We start from the raw sequence: 19,202 nt of genomic DNA on the forward strand, positions 1-19,202 counted from the left end.
GACGGCATGACGGATTGGCGCCCCGAGTCGGCACCCGCTCAGCTGATCAACCATGCGGCCCGGCTCTTCGCGCTGCTCCATGACAGTCGCCTGCGAGCACTGGGCATCACGGCCGGCCAGATCCCGGTCTTCGGGACGCTGGCGGACGGATCCGCCCTGACCCAAAAGGAACTGGCCGCGCGATCCAGCGCCGGGCAGCCCGCCATGGCCGAATTGCTGTCCCGCATGGAACGCGATGGTCTGATCCAGCGCTCGCCGCACCCGCACGATCGGCGCAGCAGCTTGGTCGCGCTCACCGACCGGGCGCTGTCGCTGCTGCCCGAGGCCAGGACCGTGTTGGCGCAAGGCCACGCGGACGCACTCACCGGTTTCGACGAGAACGAGATTCAGCACCTCGCGGGGCTGCTGACGCGTTTGATCGCGAACTTGGAGCAGGCTGTGTCGTCGGCTGGTGACAGTCGAACGGGCAGCACGTCGACGGAAGAATCCGGCTCGGACTGATCCTGCCTATCGCTGTTCCCGCGAGTGCGTCCTTGTCCGGAAGACGTTCGTGCTGAGGTACTTCAGGCCGGAGTCCACCAGGATGGTGGTGACCGTGGCGTCGGGGCCGAGTCGTTTCCCGAGGTCGATGGCCGCAATGACGTTGGCGCCGGAGGAGGTTCCGGTGAACAGCCCTTCGTCCGTCGCGAGTCGTCGTGCCATGGCTTCGGCTTCGGCGTCGGCGGTGGGCACGGGGATGATCTCGTCGGGGAGGTTCGGGTCCCACATCGGCGGTGGGTAGCCGATGCCGATGCCTTCGATGAGGTGAGCGCCGGGGCGGCCGCCGGACAGCACCGCGGATTCGGCCGGTTCGACCGCCACCACCCGCAGTCGCGGATTGTGCTGTCTCAGCGGTGCGGTCGCCCCGCGCAGCGATGCTGCCGTGCCTACCGCTTGGACGAAGCCGTCGACGCGGCCACCCGATTGTTCCCAGATCTCCTCGCCCATCGCGTGATAACCGGCGATGCTGGCGGTGTTGGTGAGCTGATCGGTCCAGTGAGTATCGGGTTCGCGGCCGAATTCGGCGGCGGTGTCGATCATTTCGCGGATCAGCTGCTTGGTGATCCGCCCGTTCTCACTCGGAACCAAGGTGAGTTCGGCACCCAGCGCAGCCATTTGGAGCAGCTTGTCCTCGCTGAACGCTGCCGAGCTGACGATCCGCAGCCGGTATCCCGACGCCGCGCAGACCAGAGCCAGCGCGGCACCGGTGCTGCCGCCGGTGTATTCGACGACGGTGCCGCCGGGCCGTAGTCGGCCGCCGGCCTCGGCGGCGGCCAGCATCGCCTGTGCCATCCGGCCTTTCATGCTGCCGGTCGGGTTGTGGCCCTCGACCTTGACCAGGATGGTCGCGCAGTCGGCGGGCACCACCCTGCGCAATCGCACAAGCGGTGTGTGGCCGATTGCCGTCAGCACGCTGGTACCGATTTCCATGATTGCTCGCCTTTCCGACGCATCCATTGACGTTGTCGATCATGGGCACATCGTGTCGGAGCTGGAAGTTCAATCCTTGAACCGCGCTTGCGGTGATGTAGTACGTACGCTGCCGGTGTGAGTGGTTACGGACAGTTCTGCGCCGTGGCGCGGGCGCTGGATGTGCTCGGCGAGCGCTGGACGCTGTTGATCGTTCGGGAACTGCTGCTCGGCGCGTCGAGCTTCGGTGACCTGTGTCGAGGGCTGCCGCGGATCCCCAGGGCAACGCTGTCGGCGCGGCTGCGGACGCTGCGCGCCGCAGGCATCGTCGACGACTATCACCTCACCGAAGCCGGTGCCGCGCTCGCCCCGGTAGTCCGGGAACTGGCCCGCTGGGCCATCACCACCGACAGCGCCGCCCTGGGCGAGGACGATCTCGACACCGCCGCCCTCACCTGGGACATGCGCCGACGCGTCGACGCGTCGACGCTGCCGCGCTGCCCGACCGCCGGGTCGTGCTCGCCATCGAATTCACCGATCGACCGGCACCCGACCGCAGGTTCTGGTTACACCTGTCCCGGGCCAACGTGGACCTGTGCCGAGACGACACTGGCGCACCGGTTGACATCTGGCTCACCACGCCGACCCGAGCGGCGACCGAATGGTGGCTCGGGAATCTGTCCTGGCCGCAACTGCTCCAACAACCCGGAGTGCAGATGCACGGTGACCTCGCACTGCAACGTCAGATGCCGCGGTGGTTCACCCGCTACCTGTTCACCCCCGACTCCCTCGACGTGACCTCAACACCGATGGCGGGGCCAGCGGTGACTTAGCTGGTGAACGGTATTGGGCAGCAAGGGCTTTCGCTGCATGAGAGCAGATCGTCACATCCGGCGGCCAATGCCGCACGCAGGGTGTCGCGGACGGCGGTCAGTTCCGCCAGCTCGGTATCGACCTGGGCCAGCTTCGTCACCGCGCGTGCGTGCAGGCCGACGTCGTGGCGGCCGTGCGGCCGAGTGGCTTCGAGTAGGTCGGCGATCTCTTCGAGCGTGAACCCGAGCCGTTGCGCGGCCTTGATGATCCGCAAGGTGGCCACGGTCCGCTCCGGATAGAGCCGATGACCTCCCAGTGACCGATTAGGTTCGGCGAGCAGGCCACGACGTTCGTAGTAGCGCAGCGTCTGAACATTCACGCCCGCCGCGGCAGCGACCTCACCTGTGCGCAAACCCCCACTCACCGCAGGCCCGTTCCCGTTGCCGCGAACCGGGTTTCGAGCGCATCGAGGATGTCGGCATGAGCAGCCGATACGTCGATGTGCATTACCGTGTCCTCGAAGGTGAACGTGAAGAACGAACAGCACGCGGTTTCCCGGGCCGCTAGGTCCCGCCCGAGGGTTTCGGCGTCAGCATCGATCAACAGATCGAGCCGAGTCCGCCGCGGGCGACCCAAGTGATGCACCGAGGTAGCGAAGAACTGATCGAACTCCGCCACCCGCATCGGCTGCTCTGCGGTGGGCAGGGTGCACGAGTCGGGAACCCAAGCGGTAGAAGCGCTGTCGATCCTCATGAGACCACGGTAAACCTGTACCCAGGTACCGAATGCAAGCTACGTTCGTCTTTGTTGTCGCCGGTTTGGGGGGTGTATTGATGGAAGAGCCTGCTTTTCGCGAGTATCAGTTGGCGATGTTGGCTCCGATGTGCGCGAGTGCCCCGGCTCAGGCGCAGGCGGTGCTCAGCGCGGTCGATGCGACGCGCGCCGATGCGGAGATCGCCGCGGCCCGGCGTCGATGGGCCATCCCTGCCAGCATCGAGGAATACAAAGCAGCCTGGGGTGTTCCGGACTGGGAAGATGTCGACGACGTCGGGAACGGATGCCAGATGCGTTACGCCCGATGGGATCTGACGTTCTGGCCCGACCTGCAAATCGAGTTGACGCAGGTCTTGCCCGCCAAAGTCATGTTCAGGCAGTTCGTTCGACGCGCGGAGGTTTCAACGCCTCGGCTCGAGTCTCTGGCTGATCTGACACCGTGGTCGTGCACCGTCGGCGAGCTGATCCGCAGCGTCTTCGGCCCGCTCACGAATGTCGCCGGTTTCGGCGCTATCGGTGACATTTACGCCTTCAATGCTACCGATCCGGACTCCGGAAGAAACCGCACCTACTGGGCGTACCTAGACTGGAGCCTGTTGCAGTCGTTCGAACCGGCGCCCGATGACCTCAGTCGACGAGATAGCGCAGCATCACCGCGGTGTTGAAGTGTCGTGTCTCGGCCAAGCGGAGCCGAATTCGCTTGTCCAGCAACGGGAAGAATGGTGTGCCGCCGCCGAGCGCCACAGGCATGAGGAACATCTGGTACTCGTCGATGAGCCCGTGTGGGATCAGTGCGGCCCCGAGGTTCGCGCCGCCGACCTCCATGACACCATCGCCGCCAGCCTTGAGCCTGCGGACCTCCTCGACCGCGTTCTCGCTGACCAGCGTGCTGTTCCAATGGACTTCGGTGAGGGTCCGGGAGAAGACGACCTTCGGCTTCGCCGTCCAGAGTCCGCTGAACTCACGCTCGATTGGCGGCGCGTCCTGGGACACGTGCGGCCAGTACTCGGCCATCAGTTCGTACAGGCGACGGCCGTGCAGCGAGATCTCGATCGCGCGGTAGCGATCGTTGTGGAACTGGTGCAACTCGTCATCCGGGTCGGACCAGTCGATGCTGCCGTCACGGTCGTTGATGTAGCCATCCAGGGACACGCTGAACCCGTAGATCAGTTTCCTCATACCGGGTAGACCTCCTACGCCGTCGAAACTCATCGGCCGAAATCAGTGACAGATGTCTGGTTAATCCTGACACCGGTTGATCGTTGGGAGTTGTGTCGGCGACCGCCGCGCCCCTGGACGCACCGCCAGGGGCAACAACGACATCGCCGGGACCTACGGTTTGGCCGACGAGGCGATAGGCGATCCGGCCGGGGTTGCGGAGTCCGGCACCCCGTCGTAGTCGGGCAGTTCGACTCCGTTGATCGCGCGCTGGATCAGCTCGGTGAACCATTCGCTTTCGTAATCGATCTCCGGCTGAGCGTCCGGCTCGGGGACCTCGCGGCTGTGCACGTGCAACCGGCCGATCTCCTGGTTGGCCTCGACGAACGAGCGCATCCGCTGCTCGTAGCCCGCGAACCCGGCTTCCGGGTCCCACCCGGCGGCGGCCAGCTCGCCCGCCAGTACGTAGGCGCCGACCAGGGCCATCCCGGTGCCCGCCCCGGACATCGGCGACGCGCTGAACGCCGCGTCCCCGAGCAGTCCCACCCGTCCGCTCGACCAGCGATCCATCACCACCTGGGCGACCTGGTCGAGGTAGAAGTCCGGGGTGTCGTCCAGATGCGCGAGGATGTCCGAGGTCAACCAGCCCAGGCCGACCATCCGCTCGCGCAGCAGGCGCTTCTGGGCCTCGATGTCGCGGTAGTCGACGTCGAAGTCGGCCGCGGGGAAGGACAGCATGGCGATCGCGCGGGTGGTGTCCCGGATGGGCCGCAGGCCGGCCGAGCGCCCGGCGTCCTGGTAGTCGATCAGCCAGCGGTCCAGACCGAACTCGTTGGGCACCGTGTAGAAGGACAGCACGAGCCCGAGGTGGCGGACGAACTGCTCGTGCGGCCCGAAGACCATCGTGCGCAGCGCCGAATGCAGTCCGTCCGCCCCGATCACCAGCTCGAAGCGTCGCCGGTCGCCGCCGGCGAAGGTCACGTCGACCCCGTCCGCGTCCTGGGTGAGTTCGGCGATCCGGTCGGCGAAGATGTATTCGACGCCATCGTGGGTGTCGTCGTAGAGCACCTGGGACAGGTCTCCGCGCAGGATCTCGATCTCCGAGATGTATCCGTCGCCGTCGTTGTCGTCCGCGCGGTAGGTCTCCAGCACGTTCCCGTCCGCGTCCACGGTGTGCGCGCCGGCGGTATCGGTGCAGGCCGCGCGCACCGCAGCGTCCAGCCCCATCCGCTGGATGACGTCCTTGGCCACCCCGCGCGCGTCCACCGCCTGCCCACCGGGACGCAACTCGGGCGCCCGCTCCACCACGGTCACCTCGGCTCCCCACCGGCACAGCCAGTGCGCCAGCGCCGGACCCGCAATGCTCGCCCCCGCCACCAATACCCTGATACCGCTCACGTCGTCTCCTGCTCACCCGCCCGGATCACCGTCCGGATCGTTTGCTCTTACTCTGACCCACCGCTGTCGGTGCATCCAGAGGTATCGACGCCGGACCTACACAAAACTAATCGGTGTCGCCAAGATCGTGCAGACGCCTGCCGGTCGGCTCCGGATGATCATGGGCGAAGGTCGCATCCTCTTCAGCGGCTCGTCGGCGCAGCTTTCCGACCCATACGCGCAGGCATGCTTCGCAACAACTTCAGAGCATCAGGCGCACAAGGCTCGAGTGGCGGGAACGATGTCACCGATCCAGCGGCGGAGCTGGGTATCGCCGGCGGATTCCGGCCAGTACACGAAGGTGTCGAAACCGGTCTCCGTGGCGAGATCGGCCAGAATGCGGGCCCAGCCCGCGGCGTCGGTGTGAATCGGTTCTTCGCCGCGCAGTGTGACCGGACCCGGAGCATCGGTGATCGTTCCGACGAGTTGTGCCATCCGGGTGATATCGGTCGGTTTGCGTCCCGCGTCGATCGCGTCGGCGGAGATAATGTCTTGTGTCGTTTGCCATTTCTCGTACTCGTCGGCGCCAACTGAATACCGAATCGTAGGTTCACACCGCGATCATGCCAGCCGCGTCAGCGTGCCTCGCCAACCCGCGTGCACTCTCGGCGTCAGGTCGCGGCGGACGGACCGTATTCTCCCGGTTCGGAGGCGGGGAGACGGACGAAAGCGCCGGTCCCGGTGTCGATTTGGTGCGGGCTGCGCAGGGTGTCGGGGTTATTGCTGACCGCCACCTTCAGTTCCCTCGTTCGGTGACCGACTCCGGCGGCGCTGGTCCGGGCGGCTTCGATCGCTTCGGCCTCGGGGATTTCCCGCCCGCCGGAGAAGGTAACCGCGGTGTGCTGGTGCACTATTCGACCGGATTCGGCGTCGTAAAGCGCGACGGTCAGGACACTGTCGACCTCGGGCACTCGCCCGGCGCCCTGAATGAGTGGAAGTTCCATCTCGGCTCCTCGGAATGTGCTGGGATCAGGCCCAGATGAACCAGTTGATGACCACGTCGGTGTGGCAGTTGTTGGAGATCAGCAGCCCGCTGACCTCGGTGATGTCGTTCGCGTAGAAGGTTGGCGTATGAGTCTGGAGGTCATGCTGGACGCCATCCGTGGTCCGGTAACTGGTCCATGCGGCAATGGCTTGCGCGATCGGCGTCGCCCATTCGTTCCAGTCATATCTGGAAGACAGGCTCATTTGCACGACGGCCGTAACCGGTGGAAATGAATACTGAATGCTTACCTCTCGACCTCTCGTGCTGATGCCTGTCCTGTTGACCCCCTCGGAAAAGATCACCGATCCGCCAACGACTTCACCAGCTGCGTTGAGCACATCTGGACCCTTGATTACCCTGCTTTCGCCCGTCGAGTCGGGGCTGTCCGGGCCCTCAGCCCAGGCCGCCGATGCACCCACGAGTCCCGGGATAGCCACCGCTAGACAGCTGACAACCACTGCGGTCTTTCACTTCATCATCGAACAACTCCCCTAGTTAGATGTTTGACCCTCGAACAACTCGGTCCCTCGCCGGCAAGGTCTGGGAGAGACCGTGCAGGACGGTACATATCCCGGTGCGGACGGTCGAGTGGTGTTCGTCCCCACATGACGTCGCGCATGCAATGTGGGAGGTTCTCGATTCCCCAGTGGCGCACAACCATTCGGCGATCTGCCGCGTGGCTTCGCGTGGTCGAAGGTGAGGCTTCAGCTCAACACGCTCTATGGCAGGGCGATGTACTTGGTTTCGAGGTATTCCTCGATGCCCTCGGTGCCTGCTTCGCGGCCGAGGCCGGATTCCTTGACGCCGCCGAAGGGGGCGGCGACATCGGAGATCACGCCTCGGTTGATGCCGACCATGCCGGATTCGAGTGCCTCGGCGACGCGTAGGGCGCGGTCGAGGTCGGTGGTGTAAATGTATGCGGCTAGACCGAATTCGGTGTTGTTGGCGGCGATGATCCCCTCCGTCTCGCCGGCGAAGCCGGTGATCGCGGCTACCGGGCCGAACACTTCCTCGCGCAGGATGCGGGCGTCGGCGGGTACTTCCGCCAAGACGGTCGGCTCGTAGAAATAGCCTTCGCCCGCGACGCTCGCGCCGCCGGTGGTGACGCGCGCGCCCTTCGCTGTCGCGTCGCGCACCAACTCGGTGACCGTATTGCGTTGCTTCTCGCTGATCAACGGCCCGACCTGCACTCCATCGAGGTGGCCAGGTCCGATCTTCAGGGCGCGCATGCGGTCGGTCAACTTCGCGGTGAACTCCTCCCGGACCGCGTTGTCGACATGGAAGCGGTTTGCCGCGGTACAGGCCTCGCCGGTGTTGCGCATCTTGGCCGCCATGGCCCCGTCGACCGCGGCGTCGAGGTCGGCGTCGGCGAACACGACGAAGGGTGCGTTGCCGCCGAGCTCCATCGAGGCGCGCAGCACACGCGTAGCCGATTGTGCGAGCAGGATTTTGCCGACGCCGGTCGAACCGGTGAAGGTCACCTTGCGCAGCCGATCGTCATCGAACATCGGATCGGTGAGCTGTGCGGCGTCGGAGGTCGGCAGGATCGACAGCACACCGGGGGGCAGCCCGGCGTCGGCGAAGACCTGGCCGAGCAGCAGCATAGTCAGCGGCGTCTCGGCGGCGGGCTTGACCACCATCGTGCAGCCTGCCGCCAGCGCGGGGGCGATCTTGCGGGTGCCCATGGCGAGCGGGAAGTTCCACGGCGTGATGGCCAAAGTGGGGCCGACGGGCTGTTTGGTGACGAGGATGCGGCCGTTGCCCGACGGTGCGTGCGTGTAGCGGCCGTGTACGCGGACCGCCTCCTCGGCGAACCAGCGCAGGAACTCCGCGCCGTAGGTGACTTCGCCGTGGCTCTCCGCTAGTGGCTTGCCCATTTCCAACGTCATCAACAAGGCGAAGTCGTCGCGCTGCGCGATCACCAGTTCCCAAGCGCGGCGCAGGATTTCGGCGCGGTCGCGGGACGGTGTCGCGGCCCATGCCCCCTGCGCCGCAGCGGCGGCATCGAGCGCGCGGGCACCGTCGACGGCCGATGCGTCGGCGACGTCGATCAGCACTTCGCCTGTCGCGGGGTTGTATACGGGGAACGTGCGGTCCGCCGGTACCTGTTCGCCACCGATCCACAGCTCGGTGGGCAGTGCGGCGGGCAGTTCGGCGACCTCATGCATTGTCGGCTCGGCTCTCGGAGACCGCCGCCAGTGTCTTGTCGAGCCGCTCGGCCAGCTCGTCGATGAGCTCCGGCGTGCTGTTCAGCGGCGGAGCGACGAGCACCGAATTGGTCGTCTTGCCGATGCCCGCTGGGCACAGTACGAGCCCGTTCACCTTGGCAGCGGCGATGATTCGTTTGTTGGTATCGGAGGCCTGGTCGGCATCGATGTGCAGTGCCCGCATCAACCCGAGACCCGACTGATCCGACAGTAGCGTCGGATAGCGGTCGCAGAGGGCAGTCAGTGCCTCCGCGAGTAGCTCGCCCGTCTTGGTGGCGTTGTCCAGCAGGGCCTCGTCCTCGATGACGCTCAGCACCGCGTTGGCGGCGGCGCAGGCCAGCGGATTCGCGGACATGGTGTGCCCCAGCGCAATCGGCCCGAGCGGCTCCGCGATGGCTGCGGTGATGGTCTCGGAAACGAAGGTCACCGCGAGGCTGGTGTAGCCACCGGTGACGCCCTTGCCCGACGTCAGGATGTCGGGGGCGATGCTGGAATGGTCACAGGCCCACCACTTTCCGGTGCGCCCGAAGCCGGACATGACCTCGTCGGCAATGAGGACGATCCCGTTGTTCCGCGTCTCCCGGCGCAGCCAGTGCATCGTGGCGATGTCGATCGGTGCGGCGCCCGACGAAGCGCCCCCGAGCGGTTCGATGACGATCGCGGCAACCTTGGACGGTCCGACGTTGAGCAGCGCCTGCGCCCACTCCTCGTGGGTGGCACGCCGCCGACCGGGCTTGGGCCGCACCAGAACTCGATTCCCGCTCGGCTGCCCCAACAGCGGCTCCACCGACGGATCGCGTTTGTTCGGGCTGCCGGTGATGGACAGCGCCGCCGCGGTCATCCCGTGGTAGCTGGGCTCCTCGGACAGAATGACTGTGCGCTGCGCCTTGCCACGCCGATGCTGGTAGGCGAAAGCCAGTCGCAGCGCGCATTCGTTGGCCTCGGACCCGGAGTTGCTGTACTCGACCGCCGCGGTCTTGGCGGGCGCGATCGCCAGCAGCCGTTCGGTGAGCCGCAACGCCGGATCGTTGCGGAATTGCGTGCGGTGCACGAAGGTCAGCTGCCCGAGCTGGGCCTCGATGGCCTGCAGCACCTGCGGATGCGAGTGTCCGACATTCACATTGAGCACGCCGGAGGAGCCGTCGAGGTAGTCGTTTCCGTCGGCGTCGTAGATGTAGGGGCCCTGGGCCCACGCGGCGACAGGGAGGGCGGTTCGGCTTGGCGTCGTGGCGGGAGCGGGAATCATGCTGGCTGACGGTCCTTTCGAATGAGCACGAGCAGCGCGGCCGCGACCAGGGTCGCCGCGATGCCGAGGAAGCCGGTCAGGCCGGCGAAGGCGGCGCTGCCGACGGTGAGCGTGCCGAGCAGCGTGGTGCCGATCGCGATGCCCGCGTTCATCATCGAGTTGTTCCAGGCGACGACGGACGCACGCTGGGTCGGATCGGCCGACGACAGGTAGGCCTGCTGGCTGGAGTAGAACGCCCCGCCGAAAACACACCACAGGGTCAGTGCCACCAGTGCGAGGATCATGTTCTCGGTACTCAAAGCCACTGCGGCGCAAGGCGCGAACGCCGCTGCGGCGACTACCGACACCCACACGCCACTCACGTTGCGCCGGTGCAGGTGATCCAGGATGGTCCCGGTGCTCAGTGACCCGATCAGTGAGCCTGCTCCGACGAGCAACCCGACGAGACCAAGTGTGTTGAGGCTGAAGCCGAATCGCTGCGCGAAGAGCACGCCGACGAAGGTGTAGGCACCAAGGCGACCCGCCTGCAAGAACAGAGTTGCGATGAGCCCCAGGCTGATTCGTGGCTGCGACCACGGTGCCAGCAGCGCCTTGAAGCCGCGCGAGGTCCCGGTCGCCGGAATGTGATCGAGCCGCTTGTACAGCACCGCCGACGTCGCGATCATCAGCACGCCGACGGCGAGGAACGGCCACCGCCAACTGGTCAACGAGGCAAGGCCCGCGCCGAGTGGCACGCCGAGCACCTGCCCGAGCGAATAGACGCTCGCGCCGAGCGAGATCACCCGTCCGCGCTTGTGCTGCGGGGTGCGTTCGGCGAGATAGGCCCAGATCGCGGGCGCGGCGATCGCCGCGCCGAGTCCGGTGATGCCGCGGCCCGCGATCAGCATCGGCAGCGAACTCGCCGCCGCGCACGCCAGGTTTCCGAGCATGAAGACGAGGGACCCCAACAGGATCGACCACCGTCGCGGGTACCGGTCGGCGAGGATGCCGAACGGCGGTCCCGCGACGGCGTAGACGAGCACGTACGCGGTGACGATGGTGGCCGAGGCGGCCACCGATGCGTGCAACGACTGGGCGATCCCCGGCAGCATCGGTGCTACCAAGTACATTTCGGCGCCCATGAGGAAGAACGCGGCGTAGAGAAGTATGTGCTGAGCCCACGGTGTTGGGGACTCAGCTTCCGCCGCCGGACGGAGGATCCGGGGTGGCTTGGGCCGCGTCTCGATACTCATACCGAAACCTTCTCCAGCGCTTCGTGCGTGGCGATCGGGAGTACCGGACGGCGGGGCAGGTTCAGTCGGGACCAGACGGTGTCGATGATCTCGGCGAATCGGTGCACGGCCGCGGGACTGTGGACCGGCGACGGATTGATCCGGAGCCGCTCGGTGCCGCGCGCGACGGACGGGAAGTTGATCGGCTGGGCGTATTGGCGGTATTCCTCGAGCAGGATATCGGCCAGTTCTTTGCATTTGTACGGGTCACCCACGAGAACGGGAACAATGTGACTTTCGGTTGACACCAAAGGGATTTCGGCATCGGTGAGCAGGTCCTGTAGTAGTCGCGCCCGGTGGTGCAGCAGGATCCGCTCGTTGTCCGATTCCCGCAGGTGCCGCACGCTGGCCAGCGCGGCGGCGGCGAGCGCGGGCGGCATCGCGAGGGTGAAGATGAACGCGGGCGCGAAGCTGCGCACCGCGTCGAGGATCGGGGCAGGCCCGGTCAGGTAGCCGCCGAGGGTGCCGTAACCCTTGGCAAAGGTGCCCATCAGCAGATCGACCTGATCGGCGCAGCCCATGTGGGCGGCCATGCCGGACCCCTCCGGGCCGTACATGCCGACGGAGTGGGCTTCGTCGACGTAGACGAGGGCACCGTGTTTCTTTGCCACGGCGCACAATTCGGGCATCGGCGCGACATCGCCGTCCATCGAGTAGATCGATTCGAAGGCGACGATCTTCGGCCGGTCGGGATCGGTGGCCGCGAGCAGCTCGTCGAGATGGGCCGGATCGTTGTGCCGGAAGATGCGCCGCTCGGCGCGCGAGGCGCGCATGCCGAGGATCATCGATGCGTGGTTCTGCTCGTCGGAGAAGAAGATGGCGCCGGGCAGTTCCTCGCCGAGCACGCCGAGCACCGCGTCGTTGACCGCGTAGCCGGTGATGAAGGTCAGGCCCGCTTCCTTCCGATGTAGCTGTGCCACTTCACGTTCGAGCAGGATGTGGGTGTGGTTGTTGCCGGAGATGTTGCGCGATCCGCCCGCCGCGACACCCGAGCGATTCACCGACCGGTGCATGGCCTCGGTGACGGCGGGGAACTGGCCCATGCCGAGGTGATCGTTGCTGCACCACACCGTGATCTCGCGCAGCCCGTCCCGGTGGTGATGCACCGCGTGCGGGAATCGTCCTGCCAGGCGCTCGATTTCGACGAAGGTTCGGTACTGACCCGAAGATCGGATGTCGTCGATTCTGCGCTCGAAAAAGGCCGTGTAGTCGAATGCCATGGGAGTCTCCGTTTTCTCGAAGGGTCTTATCGATTGATCTGCTGATCGGTGAGATGGTCGGTGAGTGCGCGGTTGGTGTCCCAACCGGTGATCGGGGGGTAGGCGTCGGAGTCGGTCATGACATCGAGGACGGTGGTCGCCGGATCGACGATCGCCTTCGAAAGTGCTTCGCGCAGTCCCACATCGGTGCAGATGGTGTGGCCGTGCGCGCCGCACGCGGTCGCGATCTGGGCGTGATCGACGTAGCCGAGTTCGACGGCCGAGGTAGGCCGGCCGAACTGGACGATTTCGGCGTGCTTCTGATAGCCGAGGATCGAGTTGTTCAGCACGAGCACCACGACATCGAGGCGTTCTCGGACGGCGGTTTCGATCTCGGCCCAGCAGTGCGCGAAGCCGCCGTCGCCGACCAGGCAGATGACCGGCGCGGACGGCCGCGCCGCCTTCGCGCCGAGTGCCAGCGGGAGGCCCCAGCCGAGGCCGGCCATGCCGCGCGGCAGGATGAAGCGCTGGCGGTGGGTGGTGGCGCGAATGTAGTTGGCCACCCAGATCGAGGAGTAGCTGGCGTCCGCGACGACGATCGCGTCATCGGGCAGCAGCGTGCTGATCTCGTCGGCGACCCGTTCCGGGCGCAACGGCTGCGCGGTGGAGGTCCGCACGGCGGCGGTGGTGGTCTCGAATTCGGCGCGGGAGCGGGCGATCTGCGTGGTGATCGCGGGCCGGTCGGCGCTGCGCTTGCTCAGGTCGAGTTCGCGCAGCGCGGCCGCGAGGTCGTCGATGCCGGTGCGCACGTCGCCGACCAGTCGTAGCGACGGGTAGTTGCGGCCGATCTCGGTCGGATCGATGTCGAGGTGGATGAAGGTGGCGTCGCGCGGGAACAGGCTCCAGCCGTCGGTGCCGTTCTCATTGGTGCGGGACCCGGCGAGCAGGACGGTGTCCACCTCGGCGATCCAATCCCGCATGCCGTGCGAAACCCCGTGCGGGCCCATGTAATTGCCGATGACCCCGACGCTCAGATCGGCGGTGTCCGGGACAACTCCCTTGCCCATCGGTGTGGTCGCGACCGGCAACGACGCCAGGTCACTCAACCGGGCCAGCGCGGCGCCCGCGTCGGAGGAGACCGCGCCGCCACCGGCGACGACGAGCGGTCGCTTGGCACCGGCCAGCAGTTCCGCCGCGGTGCGGATATTGGCTTCCGACGGCCGGATCCGATCGAGCGGGAACACGGTTGGACCGAGGTTCTCGGGTGTGGGCGGCGCGGCCAGTTCGAGGACGTCCTTCGGCAGCATCAACACCGCGGGACCCGGTCGTCCGCTGGTCGCCGCCCGGAATGCCGCGTCGATATAGTCGTGCACGCGGTCGGGATCGTCGAGGCGATCGAACCATTTGGTGCACCCGGAAAACAGACTCTGGTGATCAATCTCCTGAAACGCGTTTTTGTTGCGAATCGGGCTGGGCACGTCCTGAATGAGGGCGACGACGGGAATCGAAACCTTAGCGGCCTCGGTCAGCGGCGGAACCAGTAGCGTTGCCGCGGGGCCGTTCTGTGCCACCACGACGGAACAGCGTCCGGACACCCTGGCAAAGCCGTCGGCCATTGTGCCGCCCGCGTTTTCGGTGCGGTAAACGATCTGTCGGATGCCCAGATCCTCGGCCGCCAATACCAGCAGCGACGGCAGGCTCTGGCCGAAGAATTCGGATATCTGCCTGGCTCGAAGATTCTCGGCTATGGCGGCGGCGACTGTCGGCATCGGAACACCTTCTCGCGGTAGCGGACGTGGACTGGATCGGTAGCTACAGTCTCAGCCCACGGAGAACGCCAGGTCCAATACGTATTTACTTCCCGTTGATAAGAAACTCTTATCTGGCTAGGCTGACCGCGTGGACGACCTACGTCGCGTTCGTTACTTCCTAGCAGTAGCCGAGCACCGACACTTCGGTCGCGCGGCCGAAGCGCTGCACATCACCCAACCCGCGCTATCGCAGCAGGTCAAGGCGCTGGAGAAGGAGCTCGGTGTCGAGCTGCTCGCGCGTACCGGCCGCGGCTTCGTCCTGACGGCGGCCGGTCTGGCGTTGCAGGCAGGCGCTCAGCAACTGCTATCGGCCGCCCAAGAGCTGGAACGAACTGTCCGCGCGCGAGCGTCCGGGACGGCCGGCGAGTTGAAGGTGGCCTTCACTCGATCGGGCTCCGACAGCGACATCTCTCAGCGCATCAGGTCCTTCCGGAAGGAATTTCCGGGCATCGATGTGTCGACGATCACCGGGTGGACCTCGTGGAATCTCGACCTGCTGGAATCGGGCGAGGTCGATGTCGCATTCGTGCGCGGCAATATCGCCCATCCGCGGGTGGAAACGCACCTGATCGGGCTGCAGGAAGCCGCGGTAGTGGTCTCCAAGGGGCATCCGCTGGCCGAAAAGGACACGGTGGAAATCGACGACATTGTCGACGAACCGATAGTGCTCTGGTCACGACAGACCGGACCGGACTTTTACGACGAACTGGTCAGCCATGTCTGGGGCGACGGCGCCCCGAACCTGGTCGCCGAGGAATCCGATGCCGAACAGGTTCTGGACCTGGTATCGAGCGGCACCGGAATCAGCGTGCTGGACCGAAAGCGCGCGACCCGAATCGCGCACGAGAACATCGTCGTCATTCCGTTCGGCACGAACCCACCGCAAATCGCCATCCAGATCGCCTGGATGCGCGAATCGGAGGCACCGGCCCTCGCGCATTTCCTCGATTGGTGGCGCCGCTGTAGTTAGCCGTCGTGCTTGCTCCGTCTGACGACGGTTACGCCACGCACCGTGGTGAGAACCGCGACCACCATGATTGTCAGTAGCTGCATGATGTTCCAGGCGACCGGGTCCGGCGTCGGTTCGGCCTCCGCGAGATGCATTGGCCGGGGCGCTATTTCGACAAACGGGAGGCTCGGCGTCACCGGTGTGGGCTCCGGTGCCGGTGGGACTTCCTCCGGCGGAGGCGCGACGACCGGCAGGACCGGGGCCACCGGTTCGAGCTGGAGGGGCAAACCAGGGAACGGCGGCAGGATATCGCGCGGCCACAGCAGACAAGCCAGCCCGCTGCCCGTGGCAGCGCTGCCGACCACAACGCTGCCGAGTGCGGATCCGCTGGAGCCGAGGATGCCGTGCGAGCTGCCGGTCACGATGCCGAGCAGGATCAGCGCGCCGCCGACGGCAACGCTGCCTGCGCACGCCGTTCGGGCCTCGTCGGAGTCGAGATCGGGCACTTCAGCCGAACCGCCGGGCAAGGTCAGCGCGGCGACGGGCTCGTCGGCCGGGGCCGGTGCGGGGTCGCGGGCTTGCTCGGTGCGGGGACCGAGGCCGAGGCTCGTGCCCGCACTGCCGCTGCCGAGATAGCCGTTTCCCGCCGGTGTGCTGCTCGGTCCCAGCCCGAGCTCCGTCCCGGAAAACGCGCTTCCGGTATCGATCGCACCGGGAGACGCACTGCCACTGACGATTTCGCCGATCGGCGGCCAATCCGGCGGTAACGGATCGGCGGTCGCGACAGCGGTCTGACCGGCCAGCAAAGCCGCGGCGAAAGGCAGCGCCGAGGCGATGACCAGTCCTCTGGTGTGTGCCATGAGCGCACATCCCATCCGTAATCGGTGTTCAGACAACGAATTCTGCTTAGGTGATGTGCTGGAATCGGGACAACGCCGAGGTGAAGGCATCCTTCGGCACGATGTTCCCGCCGGAGAACGGCCGATCGAGGCCGTAGATCGCGACGATCGCCGCGCCGACCACGACGCCGAGCAACGCGGTCATCAAGATGCTGCGTTTGGTGACCTCGATACCGGAGAGCACGGCGGTGCACAACAGCAGAATCGTGGTGAACCACAAAGCGGTGTACAGGAATCCGGGCATGCCGAGGTCGGCGTCCATCGAGCGATCGTGGCGCGCCTGCGATACCGCTTCCAGGGCGGCGATAGCGCTGGCTCGGACGTCGGTGACATTGGAGTCCTGCGACTGGATCGCGAACACGGTGTCGCGCAACGTGTCCAGGGTGTCCTGGGTGGACTGGCTCATCCGGCCCTCGTTGTCCATCTCCGGCCACTCCACCTTGACGACCTGCTCGGTGTAATCGTGAACCAGCTTCTGCACCTGCTGGTGTTCGGGATCGGGCAGCGAGTGGGCGGCCCAGTAGACGTCGATGAGCGCCTTGGACTCGGCGATCGTGTGATTGTGCGCGTTGTCGTACTGCTGCCAGCAGATCACCACCACGAAGGCGGCCACGGCCATGAACAGTGTGTTGATCAAGTCGATGACCAACGTGCCCTGCGCCTCGTCATCGGTCTGGCGCCAGGAAGCCGGCCGCAGCCGGTCGCCGACCACGAACACGATGACCGCGATGACGGCGACGGCAACGGGCACGAGTAACTGCTGAACGAGCTCACTATCCATGACGCGGCCTTTCTTAGGTGTTCCTCGAGACGACAACATCGGCGACATAGCGCAGTGCTTGGCCGACCGCGGCGGGGAAGGGCGCGTCGTCGAGGGCGCGATTGGCCTGCGCCCAGCGGGCGCGAATCATCGCTTCGACGCGGGGTCGTGCTGTGGCGGTGAGGATTTCGCGGCAGGTTTCGGCCTGCCGTACGTCCAGATCCGGATTGCCGAGCAGCGCGAGCAGCTGCGCGGATTGCGCCGGAGCGGCGTGTTCCAGGGCCAGCGCGACCAACGCGGTGTGCTTGCCTTCGCGCAGGTCCTCGAGGTCGGACTTGCCGGTGTGGGCCGGATCGCCGTAGATGCCGAGCAGATCGTCCTGCAGCTGGAAGGCCTCCCCGACCGGCCTGGCGTAGGCGGAGAGTGCCTCGCGCACCCCGGGGTGCGCACCAGCCAGCACAGCACCGAGCTGGAGTGGGCGTTCGCAGGTATAAGACACCGTCTTGTACCGGATGATCTGCAAGGCGCGGCCCAGGTCGCGCGACGGACGCGCGGTGGTGATCAGGTCCAGGTACTGGCCGTACATCACGTCCGCGCGCATGCCGTCGAGCACCGTGAGCGCCTCGGTCAGCTGGGTGGCGGTCAGCTGTGCGGTGTGCAGCAATTCGGCCGACCAGACCATCGCGAGATCGCCGAGAACGATGGCGGCATGCGCGCCGAACTCGTCGGGATCGCGGCGATCCTGATACCGAGTGGCCAGCGCGCGGTGCACGGTGGGGTGATCGCGCCGGGTGTCGCTGTTGTCGATGATGTCGTCGTGGATCAGCACGGCCGCGTGGAACAGCTCCAGCGAGGCGGCGGCGCGCACGATTTCCTGCGGCACGGGCATGCCGCCGCCCGCGGCGTGCCAGCCGAGGACACACAGCAGCGGGCGAATCCGCTTGCCGCCCGCGAACAGAAAGTCCCGCACCGTATCGGTGAGTTCCCCGGGCAGCGCCGGTTCGGTGGCGGCGGCCTTGTCCCGCAGGAACTGTTCGAGGGTGTCGTCCACCCGCGTCCGGATCGCGGCGAGATCCACCGATGCCGCGTGCGCGGTGGTCATGAGATCCCTTCCGCCGGTGCGTCTTCGAGGTGGCTGGTGAGGGCGATGGCCTCGGCCACCAGCGTTTCGACGATGAGGTGTTCGGGCACGGTGCGAATCACCTTGCCGCGGACGAAGATCTGCCCCTTGCCGTTGCCGGAGGAGACACCGAGATCGGCCTCGCGGGCCTCGCCGGGGCCGTTCACGACGCAGCCCATCACCGCGACCCGCAGCGGATGCGGGAACCCTTCGAACGCCGCCTCGACCTGGCCGGCCAGCCGGTGGATATCGACCTGGAGGCGGCCACAGCCTGGGCAGGAGACGATTTCGAGCTTTCGCGGACGCAGTCCCAGCGACTGCAGAATGTGACAGCCCGCCTTGACCTGATCGACCGGCGGCGCCGAGATGGAGACGCGAATGGTGTCGCCGATGCCCTCGCCGAGCAGGATGGCGAAGGCGACGGCTGATTTGACGGTGCCCTGGAACATCGGTCCGGCCTCGGTGACGCCGAGGTGCAGCGGGTAGTCGCAGCGTTGGGCGAGCAGACGATTGGCCGCGATCATGGTGCGCGGATCGTGATGCTTGACCGCGATCTTGAGATCGGTGAACCCGTGCTCCTCGAACAGCGCCGCCTCCCAGAGCGCCGATTCGACAAGGGCTTCCGCGGTGGCGGAGCCGTGCTTGGCGAGCACGCGCGGGTCGAGCGAGCCCGCGTTGACCCCGACCCGGATCGGAATGCCCGCTGCCGCCGCCGCTTTCGCGATTTCGCCGACGCGATCGTCGAATTGCTTGATATTGCCGGGGTTTACCCGCACCGCCGCGCAGCCCGCGTCGATGGCGGCGAAAACGTAACGGGGCTGGAAATGGATGTCGGCGATCACCGGTAGCGGGGATCGGGCCACGATGGTCGGCAGCGCGGCCACGTCTTCGGTCGTCGGCACCGCGACGCGGACGATGTCGCAGCCCGCGGCGGTCACCGCGGCGATCTGCTGCAGGGTGCCGTCGATATCGGCGGTGCGGGTGGTGGTCATGGTCTGCACGGAGATCGGCGCGCCGCCGCCGACCGGGACGCCGCCGATGTTCAGCCTGCGGGTGCGGTGGCGCGGGGGTGCGGTGGGCAGGCCGAGGTCACTGCTGGTCATTGCGGCCCTTCTGGATCGGTG

21 protein-coding genes are annotated in these 19,202 nt (G+C 66.4%); 4 read left to right on the forward strand and 17 right to left on the reverse strand.

Annotated features, from left to right (window positions below):
- Nucleotides 1-6: 6 nt before the first annotated feature.
- Nucleotides 7-501, forward strand: coding sequence for a MarR family winged helix-turn-helix transcriptional regulator (locus ACQPW1_RS18230; RefSeq protein ID WP_433663872.1), 495 nt, complete (start codon nt 7-9; stop codon nt 499-501).
- Between the two features lie 6 nt (nt 502-507).
- On the opposite strand, the gene ACQPW1_RS18235 is transcribed toward ACQPW1_RS18230, so the two are convergent.
- Nucleotides 508-1,470 carry a PLP-dependent cysteine synthase family protein gene (locus ACQPW1_RS18235; RefSeq protein ID WP_433663873.1) on the reverse strand — a complete coding sequence of 321 codons (963 nt, stop codon included), beginning with the start codon at nt 1,468-1,470 and terminating at the stop codon, nt 508-510.
- Nucleotides 1,471-1,587: 117 nt separating this feature from the next.
- Here ACQPW1_RS18235 and ACQPW1_RS18240 point away from each other — a divergent pair, with 117 nt between their 5' ends.
- The gene (locus ACQPW1_RS18240) at nt 1,588-2,247 is read left to right on the forward strand and encodes a winged helix-turn-helix transcriptional regulator (RefSeq protein ID WP_433663874.1); all 660 of its coding nucleotides are present in this window, start codon (nt 1,588-1,590) and stop codon (nt 2,245-2,247) included.
- A gap of 31 nt (nt 2,248-2,278) precedes the next feature.
- On the opposite strand, the gene ACQPW1_RS18245 is transcribed toward ACQPW1_RS18240, so the two are convergent.
- The gene (locus ACQPW1_RS18245) at nt 2,279-2,686 is read right to left on the reverse strand and encodes a MerR family transcriptional regulator (RefSeq protein WP_433663875.1); all 408 of its coding nucleotides are present in this window, start codon (nt 2,684-2,686) and stop codon (nt 2,279-2,281) included.
- On the reverse strand, nt 2,683-3,015 hold the full coding sequence (locus ACQPW1_RS18250; protein ID WP_433663876.1) for a hypothetical protein: 333 nt from the start codon (nt 3,013-3,015) through the stop codon (nt 2,683-2,685). Before ACQPW1_RS18250 ends, ACQPW1_RS18245 begins: the two co-directional genes overlap by 4 nt.
- A gap of 32 nt (nt 3,016-3,047) precedes the next feature.
- On the opposite strand from ACQPW1_RS18250, the gene ACQPW1_RS18255 reads away from it, so the two are divergent.
- Nucleotides 3,048-3,701, forward strand: a complete 654-nt coding sequence (locus tag ACQPW1_RS18255; protein WP_433663877.1) for a hypothetical protein — start codon at nt 3,048-3,050, stop codon at nt 3,699-3,701.
- Here the strand turns inward: ACQPW1_RS18255 and ACQPW1_RS18260 are convergent.
- The 10 genes from ACQPW1_RS18260 to ACQPW1_RS18305 form a co-directional block, all read right to left on the reverse strand.
- Nucleotides 3,664-4,215 carry a dihydrofolate reductase family protein gene (locus ACQPW1_RS18260; protein ID WP_433663878.1) on the reverse strand — a complete coding sequence of 184 codons (552 nt, stop codon included), beginning with the start codon at nt 4,213-4,215 and terminating at the stop codon, nt 3,664-3,666. The two genes, ACQPW1_RS18255 and ACQPW1_RS18260, sit on opposite strands and share 38 nt — an antisense overlap.
- Nucleotides 4,216-4,368: 153 nt before the next feature.
- A complete protein-coding gene (locus ACQPW1_RS18265) occupies nt 4,369-5,592 on the reverse strand; it encodes an FAD-dependent monooxygenase (protein ID WP_433663879.1) in 1,224 nt (407 codons plus the stop codon).
- 249 nt (nt 5,593-5,841) lie between these two features.
- A complete protein-coding gene (locus tag ACQPW1_RS18270; protein ID WP_433663880.1) occupies nt 5,842-6,066 on the reverse strand; it encodes a hypothetical protein in 225 nt (74 codons plus the stop codon).
- A gap of 176 nt (nt 6,067-6,242) precedes the next feature.
- On the reverse strand, nt 6,243-6,575 hold the full coding sequence (locus ACQPW1_RS18275; protein ID WP_433663881.1) for a hypothetical protein: 333 nt from the start codon (nt 6,573-6,575) through the stop codon (nt 6,243-6,245).
- A 25-nt stretch (nt 6,576-6,600) separates the two neighbouring features.
- Nucleotides 6,601-7,035: a hypothetical protein gene (locus ACQPW1_RS18280; RefSeq protein WP_433663882.1), complete on the reverse strand. Its 435-nt coding sequence runs from the start codon at nt 7,033-7,035 to the stop codon at nt 6,601-6,603.
- A 300-nt stretch (nt 7,036-7,335) separates the two neighbouring features.
- The gene (locus ACQPW1_RS18285) at nt 7,336-8,784 is read right to left on the reverse strand and encodes an NAD-dependent succinate-semialdehyde dehydrogenase (RefSeq protein WP_433663883.1); all 1,449 of its coding nucleotides are present in this window, start codon (nt 8,782-8,784) and stop codon (nt 7,336-7,338) included.
- Nucleotides 8,777-10,069, reverse strand: a complete 1,293-nt coding sequence (locus ACQPW1_RS18290) for an aspartate aminotransferase family protein (protein WP_433663884.1) — start codon at nt 10,067-10,069, stop codon at nt 8,777-8,779. Before ACQPW1_RS18290 ends, ACQPW1_RS18285 begins: the two co-directional genes overlap by 8 nt.
- A complete protein-coding gene (locus tag ACQPW1_RS18295) occupies nt 10,066-11,301 on the reverse strand; it encodes an MFS transporter (RefSeq protein ID WP_433663885.1) in 1,236 nt (411 codons plus the stop codon). Before ACQPW1_RS18295 ends, ACQPW1_RS18290 begins: the two co-directional genes overlap by 4 nt.
- Nucleotides 11,298-12,560, reverse strand: coding sequence for a 5-aminolevulinate synthase (gene hemA, locus ACQPW1_RS18300; protein WP_433663886.1), 1,263 nt, complete (start codon nt 12,558-12,560; stop codon nt 11,298-11,300). The genes ACQPW1_RS18295 and hemA overlap by 4 nt, the downstream gene beginning before the upstream one ends.
- A gap of 26 nt (nt 12,561-12,586) precedes the next feature.
- On the reverse strand, nt 12,587-14,308 hold the full coding sequence (locus ACQPW1_RS18305; protein WP_433663887.1) for an acetolactate synthase catalytic subunit: 1,722 nt from the start codon (nt 14,306-14,308) through the stop codon (nt 12,587-12,589).
- Nucleotides 14,309-14,438: 130 nt separating this feature from the next.
- Here ACQPW1_RS18305 and ACQPW1_RS18310 point away from each other — a divergent pair, with 130 nt between their 5' ends.
- Complete coding sequence (locus tag ACQPW1_RS18310; RefSeq protein WP_433663888.1) at nt 14,439-15,320, forward strand: LysR family transcriptional regulator; 882 nt, start codon at nt 14,439-14,441, stop codon at nt 15,318-15,320.
- On the opposite strand, the gene ACQPW1_RS18315 is transcribed toward ACQPW1_RS18310, so the two are convergent.
- The 4 genes from ACQPW1_RS18315 to ispG are packed head-to-tail and all read right to left on the reverse strand — an operon-like array spanning nt 15,317 to nt 19,181.
- On the reverse strand, nt 15,317-16,159 hold the full coding sequence (locus ACQPW1_RS18315; RefSeq protein ID WP_433663889.1) for a hypothetical protein: 843 nt from the start codon (nt 16,157-16,159) through the stop codon (nt 15,317-15,319). The genes ACQPW1_RS18310 and ACQPW1_RS18315 overlap by 4 nt on opposite strands.
- A 46-nt stretch (nt 16,160-16,205) precedes the next feature.
- Complete coding sequence (locus ACQPW1_RS18320) at nt 16,206-16,979, reverse strand: DUF4239 domain-containing protein (RefSeq protein WP_433663890.1); 774 nt, start codon at nt 16,977-16,979, stop codon at nt 16,206-16,208.
- Between the two features lie 13 nt (nt 16,980-16,992).
- The gene (locus tag ACQPW1_RS18325) at nt 16,993-18,060 is read right to left on the reverse strand and encodes a polyprenyl synthetase family protein (protein ID WP_433663891.1); all 1,068 of its coding nucleotides are present in this window, start codon (nt 18,058-18,060) and stop codon (nt 16,993-16,995) included.
- The gene (ispG, locus tag ACQPW1_RS18330) at nt 18,057-19,181 is read right to left on the reverse strand and encodes a flavodoxin-dependent (E)-4-hydroxy-3-methylbut-2-enyl-diphosphate synthase (RefSeq protein WP_433663892.1); all 1,125 of its coding nucleotides are present in this window, start codon (nt 19,179-19,181) and stop codon (nt 18,057-18,059) included. The genes ACQPW1_RS18325 and ispG overlap by 4 nt, the downstream gene beginning before the upstream one ends.
- Between the last annotated feature and the right edge of the window lie 21 nt (nt 19,182-19,202).

Origin of the sequence: Nocardia sp. CA-128927, from assembly GCF_050955855.1 — a bacterium.
In the GTDB taxonomy this organism is placed as follows: domain Bacteria; phylum Actinomycetota; class Actinomycetes; order Mycobacteriales; family Mycobacteriaceae; genus Nocardia.